Origin of the sequence: Herbiconiux sp., from assembly GCF_023264855.1 — a bacterium.
In the GTDB taxonomy this organism is placed as follows: Bacteria; Actinomycetota; Actinomycetes; order Actinomycetales; family Microbacteriaceae; genus Herbiconiux.
Genome location: NZ_JAHFUW010000079.1, coordinates 1 through 11,079 on the forward strand (window position 1 = coordinate 1; position 11,079 = coordinate 11,079).

Annotated in this window: 9 protein-coding genes and 1 pseudogene; 6 read left to right on the forward strand and 4 right to left on the reverse strand. The window is 72.1% G+C overall.

Features of this window, described 5'->3' with window-relative positions; translation table 11 throughout:
• The first annotated feature begins 214 nt into the window (after positions 1–214).
• From Q0D75_RS20270 to Q0D75_RS20290, 5 genes are all read left to right on the forward strand, one after another.
• Positions 215–1,366: a glycosyltransferase family 1 protein gene (locus Q0D75_RS20270; RefSeq protein WP_291057562.1), complete on the forward strand. Its 1,152-nt coding sequence runs from the start codon at positions 215–217 to the stop codon at positions 1,364–1,366.
• Complete coding sequence (locus Q0D75_RS20275; RefSeq protein WP_291057564.1) at positions 1,363–2,274, forward strand: glycosyltransferase family 2 protein; 912 nt, start codon at positions 1,363–1,365, stop codon at positions 2,272–2,274. Before Q0D75_RS20270 ends, Q0D75_RS20275 begins: the two co-directional genes overlap by 4 nt.
• A 100-nt stretch (positions 2,275–2,374) precedes the next feature.
• Positions 2,375–3,568: a glycosyltransferase family 2 protein gene (locus tag Q0D75_RS20280; protein WP_291057566.1), complete on the forward strand. Its 1,194-nt coding sequence runs from the start codon at positions 2,375–2,377 to the stop codon at positions 3,566–3,568.
• A complete protein-coding gene (locus tag Q0D75_RS20285; protein WP_291057568.1) occupies positions 3,555–4,535 on the forward strand; it encodes an NAD-dependent epimerase/dehydratase family protein in 981 nt (326 codons plus the stop codon). Before Q0D75_RS20280 ends, Q0D75_RS20285 begins: the two co-directional genes overlap by 14 nt.
• 10 nt (positions 4,536–4,545) lie before the next feature.
• Complete coding sequence (locus Q0D75_RS20290) at positions 4,546–5,331, forward strand: hypothetical protein (RefSeq protein ID WP_291057570.1); 786 nt, start codon at positions 4,546–4,548, stop codon at positions 5,329–5,331.
• 28 nt (positions 5,332–5,359) lie between these two features.
• On the opposite strand, the gene Q0D75_RS20295 is transcribed toward Q0D75_RS20290, so the two are convergent.
• Positions 5,360–6,652: an MFS transporter gene (locus Q0D75_RS20295; RefSeq protein ID WP_291057573.1), complete on the reverse strand. Its 1,293-nt coding sequence runs from the start codon at positions 6,650–6,652 to the stop codon at positions 5,360–5,362.
• The gene (locus Q0D75_RS20300) at positions 6,649–7,179 is read right to left on the reverse strand and encodes a winged helix-turn-helix domain-containing protein (protein ID WP_291057575.1); all 531 of its coding nucleotides are present in this window, start codon (positions 7,177–7,179) and stop codon (positions 6,649–6,651) included. Before Q0D75_RS20300 ends, Q0D75_RS20295 begins: the two co-directional genes overlap by 4 nt.
• A 109-nt stretch (positions 7,180–7,288) precedes the next feature.
• Between Q0D75_RS20300 and Q0D75_RS20305 the strand changes: the two genes are divergently transcribed.
• The gene (locus Q0D75_RS20305; protein WP_291057577.1) at positions 7,289–8,242 is read left to right on the forward strand and encodes an isoprenylcysteine carboxylmethyltransferase family protein; all 954 of its coding nucleotides are present in this window, start codon (positions 7,289–7,291) and stop codon (positions 8,240–8,242) included.
• Here the strand turns inward: Q0D75_RS20305 and Q0D75_RS20310 are convergent.
• Both Q0D75_RS20310 and Q0D75_RS20315 read right to left on the reverse strand, forming a co-directional pair.
• Entirely contained in the window at positions 8,202–10,682 is a 2,481-nt protein-coding gene (locus tag Q0D75_RS20310) for a cell wall-binding repeat-containing protein (protein ID WP_291057579.1), read from the reverse strand. The genes Q0D75_RS20305 and Q0D75_RS20310 overlap by 41 nt on opposite strands.
• A 72-nt stretch (positions 10,683–10,754) precedes the next feature.
• Positions 10,755–11,079, reverse strand: a pseudogene (locus tag Q0D75_RS20315) (hypothetical protein); the annotation flags it as partial.

An 11,079-nucleotide genomic window follows, 5' to 3' on the forward strand; every position in this document is an offset into this window, starting at 1 on the left:
CTGGGCTCCGCCCTGCGCCTCGCCCCCGCGAACCTGCGCCTGCGTACCCGCATCGACCGCCGCTCCCTCGTGCCGCGCTCCGCGGTCGCCGAGTTGCTCATCGACGACTGACCCGCCCGCCCGCACCGCCCAGGATGGCCCCGGCGCGCGATGAGTATGCTGGATTGCGCGCTGTTCGGGCTCGCTGCCCGAGAGGAAACCGAGGATTGATCCGGTGAGCCAACAGATCCCCGTCCTCCTGGACGCGACCTCGCTGCCACCGAACTGGGGCGGGGTGGCCCGCTACATCGAGGGGCTGCTGAGCGGCCTCGAGGAGCGCGGAATCGCCCTGGAGGTGGTGGCGAAGCCCACCGACATCGGGCGCCTGCGGCTGGCCGCTCCCGGCCACCGCTACCACGCCGGCCCCGCCGCTCTGCGCTCGCGCCCCGTGCGCTTCGCCTGGGAGCAGATCGGGCTGCCCCGCCTGGCCGCGAAGCTCGCCGTGCGCGCCATCCACTCGCCGCACTACACGCATCCGCTGGCCACCCGTCGCGCGCGCATCGTCACCGTGCACGACGCCACCTTCTTCAGCGAGCCCGAGGTGCACTCGCGGCTGAAGCGCACCTTCTTCACGTTCTGGACCAGGCGCGCGGCCCGATCCGCGAGTGCCCTGATCGCCCCCAGCCGGGCGACCGCCGATGCCGTGGCCCACGCCGTGGGCATCGACGCCGAGCGCATCCGGGTGGCCTATCTCGGGGTCGACGCCGAGGTGTTCGCGCCGCCGGTGGCACCCGATGTGACCGCCTTCGCCCGGGAGCACGGCCTCGACGGGCCCGAGGGCTGGATCGCGTTCCTCGGCACCATCGAGCCGCGCAAGAACGTGCCGGCCCTGCTGCGCGCCTACGCCGCCCTCCGCGGCGAGCGCGCCGCCCGGAGCGAGAGCTCCCCCGCCTTGGTGCTCTCCGGCTCCCGGGGGTGGGATGACGAGGCGGCACGGATGCTCGACACCCTCGGCACCGGGTCGGGTGTGGTCGAGGCCGGCTATCTTCCCCTCGGCGAGCTATCCGCCTTCCTCGGCGGCTCGCGCATGGTCGCCTATCCCTCGCTCGGTGAGGGATTCGGCCTGCCCGTGCTGGAGGCGATGGCCTGCGGGGCCACGGTGCTGACGACCGACCGCCTCTCCATCCCCGAGGTCGGCGGCGACGCCGTGGCCTACACCGAGCCCGACGAACGATCGATGACGGCCGCCCTCGACGCCCTGCTGGGCGACGACGAACGGCGCCACGCCCTCGGAGACGCCGCGCTCGAACGATCCCGCTCCTTCACCTGGGCCGCCTGCGCCGGGGTGCACGAGCAGGTCTACCGCGAGGCGGGAGCTGCCGCATGAGCGCCGCACCCGCACCCGCGCGCGTGGCCGTGGTCACGGTCAGCTTCGATTCGCTCAGCGTGCTCGTGCCCTTCCTCGCATCCGTCCCCGCCGCCGCCGGGCAGGCGCGGGTCGAGGTGCACGTCGCCGACAACAAGCCCGGCTCCCCGGCACGGCCCGAGCTGGAGGCCGCGATCGCCGCCGCCGCATCCGCCGCCCCCGAGGTGCCGGTGCACTACCACCCGATGAGCGGCAACCTCGGCTACGGGCACGCCATCAACGAGGTCGTCGCCACCCTCGAGCCCGGTATCGACTTCGTGCTCGTCAGCAATCCCGACGTGATGCTGCGTCCCGGCGCGATCGATGTGCTCGTCGCGACGATGGCCGAGCTGCCGGATGCCGGGGCGATCGGTCCCAAGATCCTCGAGGCCGACGGCAGCGCCTACCCCTCCGCCCGGTCGGTGCCCTCCATCCGCAACGGGATCGGGCACGCCCTGTTCGCGAACGTCTGGCCGAACAACCCGTGGACGAGGTCGTACCGCGTCGAGGTGGGCGAGAACCCGGTGCGCCGGGATGCCGGCTGGCTCTCGGGGTCGTGCTTCCTCATCCGCCGTTCCGTGTTCGACGCGCTCGGCGGCTTCGACACCGGTTACTTCATGTACTTCGAAGACGTCGACCTGGGCTATCGCCTCGGCGAGGCCGGCTGGCGGAACGTCTACGAGCCCGCGGCGGCCGTGGTGCACACCGGCGCCCACTCCACGACGGGCGGCGAATCGGGGCGGATGCTGCAGGCCCACCACGACAGCGCGAAGCGGTTCCTGGCCAAGAAGTACTCCGGGCCGGTCTTCTGGCCCGTGCGTGCCGTGCTCTCGCTCGGATTGAGCCTGCGCTCGAGCGTCGTCCGCCGTCGCTCCGAGGCCGGACGCTAGGGTATTGGGAGCGCGATCCGGCACGACCAGACCCACACCGAGGCCGGAAGCGCAGACGACCGGCGCGGCCGGTGATCCGAACACGAGGGAGGCCGTCACGGTGAAGCTCGCCACGACCGTCATGGTCCGCGACGAGGCGGACATCATCGGCGCCATGCTCGACCACCATCTGGCCCAGGGCGTGGATGTGATCATCGTCACCGACAACGGCTCGGTCGACGGCACCACCGACATCCTGCAGGGCTACGCCGACCGCGGGCTGATCGAACTGCGGCACGATCCCACGCACCGCAAGCAGCAGGCGCCCGTGGTGACGCAGATGGCGCGGGATGCGGCGTCGCTGCACGGCGCCGACTGGGTGATCAACGCCGACGCCGACGAGTTCTTCGTACCGGTCGACCGCTCGCTCACGCTGCACGAGGTGTTCGAGCAGCTCGATCCGGCCATCAAGGCGTTCCTGGTGCCCGTGACGAACCTCACCGGGCCGGCCGCGGCATCCGGATCGGGTCTCGGGCGCCTCACCTACCGCGACGAGCGCCCCGAGGCGGCTCTTCGGGCCACCGGACTGCGCGCACATCCCACCGCCGACGCCATCCACGTCGGCGACCCGCAGATCGACGTCATCCAGGGCAACCACTTCGTCAGCCTCGCGTCGCAGGGCGCCCCTCCCGAAGCGCTCGCCATCGAGGTGCTGCACCTGCCCTGGCGCTCCTGGGAGCAGTACCGCAACAAGGTCGAGATCGCCGGCCGTGCCTACGATGACAATCCCGAGCTCAGCCCGAGCCCCAACCACCACGGGATGCGCGACTACCGGCGCCTGCAGGCCGGCGCCCTGCTGCCGTTCTACCTGCTGCGGCATCCGGACGAGGCGGAACTGGCCGAGGGACTGGCCGCGGGCCACTTCCGCCGGGACGACACGCTGACCGGCCTCGCCTCGCCCGTGCCCGACGGCGAGTTCGAGGCTGAGGTGCTGGAGCGGTTCCGTTCGGTGGCCCCGGCGCTCCGCGACGCCGAAGCGCGCTCGCACGCGAGCCTGGTGGCGCTGGACGAGCAGCACCGGGTGGCCCTCGCCGAGCAGCAGGCCGCGTTCGACCAGCAGCTGGCCGACGAGCGGCAGCGGGCGGCCGACGAGGCCGCCGCGGTGGAGCAGGAGTTCGTCCGCACGCGCCAGGAACTCGAACTCACCCGGGTTCACGTCGGCTCGCTCGAGGCGCGGCTGGCCACCCTCGAGGGCCGGCCGTTGGTGCGCGTCGAGAACAAGGTGCGACGGGTGCTGACGCGTGCCCGCACCTGACGGCCCGATCGTCGGCGCCCGTCCCGATCCGGCCCGCCCCCTCACGGTTCTGGTCACCGGCGGCGCCGGATTCATCGGCAGCGCGCTCTGCCGGGTGCTGGCCGCGCGCCCGGGCACGAGCATCCGGGTGCTGGACGACCTGAGCGCGGGCCGCCGCGAGAACCTGACCGGCGTCGACGTGACGCTGATCGAAGGCTCCGTGCTCGACCCCGGCGCGCTCGCCTCGGCCATCGACGGGGTGGATGCCGTGGTGCACCTCGCCGCCGTCGCCTCGGTGCAGGAATCCCTCGAGCGCCCGCTGCACGTGCACGAGGTCAACGTCACCGGCACCGTGGCCGTGCTCGAGGCCGCACGGGCCGCCGGGCTGGTGCACACCATCGTGGCGTCGTCGTCGGCGGTCTACGGATCGCTGCCCGACCTGCCCAAGAACGAGCGGATGCGCCCGCGCACCGAGAGCCCCTACGGCGCCACCAAGCTCGCCGCCGAGACCTATGCGCTCACCTGGCAGCGCAGCTTCGGCCTGCCGGTGCTCGCCTTCCGCTTCTTCAACGTGTTCGGGCCGCGACAGCGAGCGGATGCCGCTTACCCCGCCGTCGTGCCCGCCTTCCTCGAGCGGGCCGTGGCGGGCGAGGCCGTCACTGTGCACGGCACCGGTGAGCAGTCGCGCGACTTCACCTACGTGGAGTCGATCTGCGCGGTCATCGCCGATGCGATCGCGCGGGGGGTCGCCCACGACGAGCCGGTCGACCTCGGTTTCGGCGTGCGCACCAGCCTGCTCGAGCTGATCGCCGAGATCGAAGACGTGCTCGGGCATCCGGTGCCGGTGGCGTTCGAGGCCGCCCGGGTGGGTGACATCCTGCACTCGCAGGCCGAGGGCTCGGTGCTGGCGTCGCTGTTCCCCGGGGTGCCCGCGGTGCAGCTGCGCGAGGGCCTCGAGGCGACCGTGGCCTGGATGAGAGACCGTTAGAGTTCTTCGAGTGCCCGTATCGACCATTCCGCGACGCCTCGCCAAGGCGCTTGTTCGACGACGACTACTGAACGGCCGGTTCCGGCCGACGGACGAGCGGGTCTGGGGCGAGACGGGCTCCGAGGTGCCCGTGCTGATGTGCCTGTTCAACCGGCCCGAGCGCCTCGAGGCGATGCTGCGCCTGCTCGACGGGCAGGAGGGCACCCCGGGCATCGCCCTGTACCTCTGGAACAACAACCGCGCCGACCACGACTTCTACGCCGGCGTGCTGCGCGGGTTCGAGGCATCCGGAGCCCTGCGCTCGGTGCGCCTGGTTCGCAGCCCCTACAATCTCGGGTCGATCGCGCGGTTCTACTGGGCGCGGGTACTGGCCGAGAAGGCCCGTGCCGACCCGGGCCCGGTGATCGTGATCGACGACGACGAAGACGTGCAGCCCGACTTCGTGAGCACCGCACTCTCCGTGCACCGGCCGGGCGTGGTGCACGCCTGGTGGGCGTTCACCGTGGCTTCCGACGACTACTTCGACCGCGCGCCCGCCGTCGTGGGCGGCCCGGTCGATCACGTCGGGCCGGGCGGCATGATCTGCGACCTCTCGATCTTCCTCGACGACCGCTTCTTCACCGAGCTGCCGCAGCGCTACTGGCTGCTCGACGACCTGTGGTTCACGCACTTCGCGAAGACGCACGGGCAGACGCTGGCCAAGCTGCCGGTGGAGATCGAGTTCGTGCTCGCGGAGACGAACCAGCACTGGAACCTCGGCGATTTGAAGCGGGAGTTCTACCGGTATCTGGGCTAGTTGCCGGTCGCATCCGTCGGCCACACGCTCACCTTGGATCGACGGGGCTGGCGGGGACGGTCAGGGTGCGGACGCTGCGGACGGAGAGGGCGGCCAGGGAGGCCAGCACGATGACCGCGGCACAGCCGAGGAGCGTGGGACCGATGCCGAGGGCCTGCGCGATCGGGCCGACCATGACCTCGCCGAGGGGGATGGCTATGAAGGAACCGACCATGTCGTAGGAGTAGACACGGGCCAGGGCTTCTCGGGGCACGTGGGACTGCAGGGACTGGTCCCAGGCGACGGCGAAGATCTCCAGTGCCACGCCGCCGAGTGCGAACGCCACGACCAGGGCCGGCAGAGCGGGCGCGATGCCGAGAGTCGCCACGGGGATCGCCGTCACGGCCATGAGGCCGACCCCGATCCCCAGGGCCCGACGCGGGCGCCAGCGGATGGCCACGGCCGCGCCCAGCGCCAGCCCGATCGTCTGCGCCGCCACCACGACACCCCAGCCGCCCCGGCCGAACGACGCATCCGCCACGACCGGTCCGAGAACCGTCGTGGCTCCGACGAAGGCGGCATTGAGCACACCGAACTGGGCGACGACCACCCAGACCCAGCGGCGACGGGTGAACTCCCGCCACCCGCCCCGCAGATCGAGCAGCACCGATGCTCGTCGCCCTGGCGACGGATCCTCAGCAGGCCGGGTGCGCCGCGTGGGCAGGCGCACGAACCCGAAGAGCACCCCGGCCACCGCGAAGCCCACGGCATCGATCGCGAGGCCCCAGCCGGGCCCGACGGCGCCGACGAGTGCGGCTCCCACCGCGGCGCCGAGGATGCCCGCGGCGTTCAGTCCCAGCCGCAGGAGCGCATTGGCCGGCCGGAGGAGCGCGGCGGGCACGGTGTCGGGCACCAGGGCGGCTGCCGCGGGCAGCGCGACCGCCGCCACCGCGCCGTTCAGCACACCGAGGAGCACGAGGAGCGGGATCGTGGCCGATCCCGTGAGCACCAGCGCGGCCACGGCTGCCTGGGTCAGGGCGGCGGCGAGAGATGTTCCGACCAGCACGAGGTGCCGCGGCAGGCGATCGGCGATGACGCCGCCGACCAGCAGGATCGCGACATTCGCGACCGAACGTGCCGCCACGACGAGGCCGAGGTCGGTCACCGACCCGGTGAGATCGAGCACCGCGAAGGCCAGGGCGATCGGCGCGACCGCGTTCCCCAGGATGCTCGTCGTGCGCGCGGCGAGCAGCCACCGGAACGACGGGTAGCTCAGCGGATTCCGCTCTCGTCGCGTCTCGGGAGCCGGGGCATCCGTGGTCGGAGGGCCGGACGACGTCATGGGCGCTTGAGCGGGAACAGGGCCGCCGTCATCGACACCGGCGAGGTGCCCGGCGTGCGCGGTGCCTTCGCCTCGGCGTGTAGAAGCGCCGACGCTCCCCCCACCAGCGTGACGACGCGGTTCCACACCCGGGGGTCGACCCAGAGCTCGGCATCCGTCGTCACCTGCGGACCGCCCGCCCGCGACGCCGATCGTCGGCGCAGCTCGTCGGCGAGCGCCGCGACATACAGCGCGCGCTCCTCGGCATCGCGTCCGGGCGGTTCCGCCCCGGCGGTCTCGATCGTGAACGGTCGGGCGGATGACTCATGCCGGTAGCGCTTGGCCTCACCACCGCGCACGCGAACCACCTCGACGACGCGGATTATGCCCGCCCGCTCGAGCACACGCAGGTGATAGCTCGCCGTCGCCTGCGAGAGGCGGAGTTCCCGCCCCGCCTCCGCCGCGCTCATCGCCGTGCCGGTGAGCAGCGAGAGCAACTGCAGGCGGATGGGATGCGCGGTGGCGCGGAGCTCGTCGAGGCGGGACATGCGCCCATTCTCGACCGGATCCGATCCACCGTCAAAAGTGTCTTTGGGGGTCACGGCCCCGGTGGCTCCCGGCCCCGGCACCGAGCACTTGCGGAGCTAGTCTGGGAGCATGAGGCGCGGATGGGGGCGAGCGTACTTCGCCGCGCAGGCGGTGGCCGGGCTGGGGTGGTGGGTGGCCGTGTTCACGGTGCCGAGGGTGCGGGAGAGCACGCTCGGCGGGCTCGATCCCGTCGCCATGGCGGTCGCCGACGTTCCGCTGTTCGTGGTGGCATCGGGACTGGCGGCGGCAGGCATCCGCGTCGCCGCCGTCGTGGCCACCGCCTGGACCGCAGTCGTCGCCGTCGGGCTCGCAGTCTTCGCGACCGTGACCTCCGAAGCAGGGTGGGGCGTGCTGCTCATGACGACGGCACTCGGATGCTCGCTCGTCGCCCTCTGCCTGCTGCTGCTCGGGCGGGTGCCGACCCGCTGGCTGGTCGCCGGACCGTTCGCGTTCCGTCCCGCCGCCCACCGCACCGGCGTCCGCGGGCACGTGCTGACCACCTTCGCGCAGGTCGTCGTGTTCTGGGGCGTCTGCCTCCTCGTCATCCCGCTGGTACTGGCCTGGCTCGAACAGCGCTGGCGGGTGAGCCTCCCGTCGTCCGAGCCCGCCGAAGCCGTCGCCGCCGTCCTGGGGGCCGCACTGCTGGTTCTGGCCAGCACGCTCGGACTCTGGTCGGCGGTCACGATGTCGACCCGCGGCGACGGCACCCCGCTGCCCGCGGCGATGCCCAACCGGCTGGTGATCGCCGGCCCCTACCGCTTCATCCGCAACCCGATGGCGCTCGCCGGCATCACCCAGGGTGTGGGGGTGGGACTGCTGCTCGGGTCGTGGCTCGTGGTGGTCTACGCAGTCGCCGGCTCGCTGCTGTGGAATTACGCGATACGGCCGCTGGAAGAGGCGGATCTGGAGGGGCGGTTCGGGGAGGAGTTCCGGCGCTATCGGGAAGATGTGCGGTGCTGGTTGCCGGGGCGGTCGGGTGGAGCTACCAGGCGCAGGCTGTCAGGGAGGAGACGTTTGCGTTGAGGGAGTTGGGGCCGCCTAGGAGGACGACTCTTGTGGCCTTAAGGGTGGTTAGGTCGGAGATGACACCTCGGGGGACGCACTCGGTGGGGACGATGTAGAGGGGGGCGCCGGACTTCGCGGCGAGCACACCGCCGGCCAGGGCGTCGGGGTAGTTGTAGCCGGTGGCCAGGTAGACCGTGCCGCTGCTCGTGAAGGTGGCCCGGTTGATCGCCTGCGAGGCCGTGAAGCGGTCGCTTCCGGTGAGACGGTTCACCGTGGCGAACGACTTGAGCGAGTTCTCGATACCGGTGGAGACCGAGTTCGGGCCACCGGAGATCGTGATCTGGTTCGTGCCGAGCGCCTGGAACAGCTGCGCCGTGGGGGTGTCGACGGATGCCGCCCCGCCGTTCACGAGCGTGATCGGCACTCCGCGCGAGCCGGCGGCCGATCCGGTCGAGAGGGCGTCGGGGAAGTTCGCGCCGGTGGCGACGTAGCTTCGTGCAGCCGTGCCGAAGGCGTACTGGGCCACCGCGCGCGAGGCGGCGTAACGGTCGTCGCCCTGCAGACGCACCACCGAAGGGGCCAGCGTGGCCAGTTGAGCGGCCACCGCCTCGGAGACCGAGTTCGGGCCGCCGACGATCACGATCGTCTTCGGTGCCAGCCGGGTGATCTCGGCGCTGACCGCCGCCGGCAGCACGGTCGGCTGGGTGAGCAGCAGCGGGCCGCCCTGCTTGACGGCGGCGGGCGCCGCGCTGAGCGCATCCGGGTAGTTCTGACCGGTGGCCAGGTACGCGACGCCGGCCTTGCCCGGGTACGCCTTCTTCGAGATCTGCAGGGCCACCTCGTACCGATCGGCGCCGCTGATCCGCTCGACGGCCGGTTTGGCCTGCAGCTGGTAGGTGTCGGTCACCGCGCTGGAGACGGAGAACGCGCCCCAGCGGGCCTTCACCGAGTAGCTGTGCTTTCCGCTCTGCAGGGCCGTCGGCAGGGCCAGCGACCAGTCGCCGTTCGTGGCGGGCGTGACCGTGTAGGTCGAGGATCCGTCGATCGTGATGTCGATCTTGTGCCGCGGGCTCGCCCCGGGCAGGGTGCCCCGGATGGCGTCGCCGACGAACGAGGGGCGGTACACGGTGGGCGTCGGCACCACCACGCTGAGCTCCCAGTCGGGCACCGTGTTCGACACGCTCTTGCTCCCGTTGCTCGTGAGCATCGGGAAGAAGGCGCTGATCGCGTTCGGCTGACCCGCCCGGTTGCAGTCGCCCACGTAGGTGCCGGCCGATCCGAGACCGAAGGCGGCCGTGCCGACGACCGCGGCCGATCCGCTGTCGCCCGGCAGCATGCAGACGTCGGTGAGGGTGAGGTTCACGTACTGCGGAACGCCCGAGTGGTTGTAGACCGGGTACGACTCGTTGACGACGAGGATGGTGCCGCAGGTCCAGCCCGTGGTGCGGCCCGACTTGCAGACGGGCGAGCCCACGATGCCGGTCGTCATGTCGGTGATCGTCACCGGGGTGCCGGCGCTGAGAGCGCCCTGGCCGCCGCCCCAGGTGGAGACCTTGGGCTGCGGATTCCAGTTGCTGGCCACGACACCCACGTCGGCTCCCGAGCCGAAGCGGAACAGCGACTCCACCGGCGCACCGATGATCTCGCCGCGCGAGGGGGCGCTGCCGGCCTTGGCCTGCTTCGACTCGTAGTAGTACGTTCCGGTGTCGCGGTTCGGCTCGATGCAGTGGCCCGAGGTGATGAACTGGGTCTGCGGATACGGTCCGTACCGCCCCACGAAGCCTGTCGAGCAGACGTAGGTGAGGCCGGCCGCCACGAACTGGAAGGCCTGGCCGCCGATCAGGTCGGCCATGGCGGTGAGCTTCTGGCCGGAGTAGTCGGGCACGGCGGGGGCGCCGGTCTCGACCACGGCGCCCACCTCGGCGACGGATGCGGCGGCGTCGCCGCCGGTGGCGTCTGCGGCGCCCTCGGGGATGTTCACGACGAGCTGGGTGCCGTCCAGGCGCGAGCCGAGCACCTCGATGCCCTCGGCCTGCAGGCCCTCCACCACGTCGCTGGCCTCCAGAGCCGCGTTCGTGCGGGCGAGGTAGTCTTCGGGCGATTCGCCGAGGTCGCGCTGGATGGCCTCGCTCAGCTCAGCGGGCAGCTCGGCGGCCTGCGCGGTGAAGGCCTCGGCCGGCAGGTTCGACATCCGCGGCCGTTCGGCGGCGGGGTCGGGGGCCGGGGACTCCTCGACGGGGTCGGATACGTCAGGTGTGGATCCGTCGGGGGTGGATCCGTCGGGGGTGGATCCGTCGGGGGTGGTGCCGGTGCCACCGGTGTCCTGCGCCGGATCGGTCGCCGGTATCGGCGCGACCTCGGCGGCGGCCGACGTCGCCGTGCCGCACAGGGCGCCCACGGTCACGACCGCAGCGACGAGGAGCAGCCGGCCGGAACGCCGTCGGGAAGGTCGGAACATCGATCGCACCCCCTCACGCTACGGCCCCACCCCCGATCCCCCGTGCTGCGACCCGCACATCCGGAACCCCGGTCAGCGGAGCGCGGCCCGCTCGGCCCGCACGTCGGGGTCGAGGGGCACGAGCACGGCCAGGCGGTCGAGCGTGACGCGGAGGCCGTCGTCGTCGTGCTGGGTGCGCTGGGCGGTGGCGAGGGCTTTGAGCGTGGGGATCGAGTCGGGCAGCACGGCCAGCGCCTCGCGCGCCCAGCGCTCGGCGGATACCGCCGCCTCGGCCCGCGCGGCCGCCGGCACGTCGTCGGAGCTGAGCTGCTGCGCGGCGATGGACGCCACGTCGGCGTCCCACGGGCGCAGCGCCTGCGCCACCGCGAACGCCGTGTCGGCCGCGGCGACACGGCCC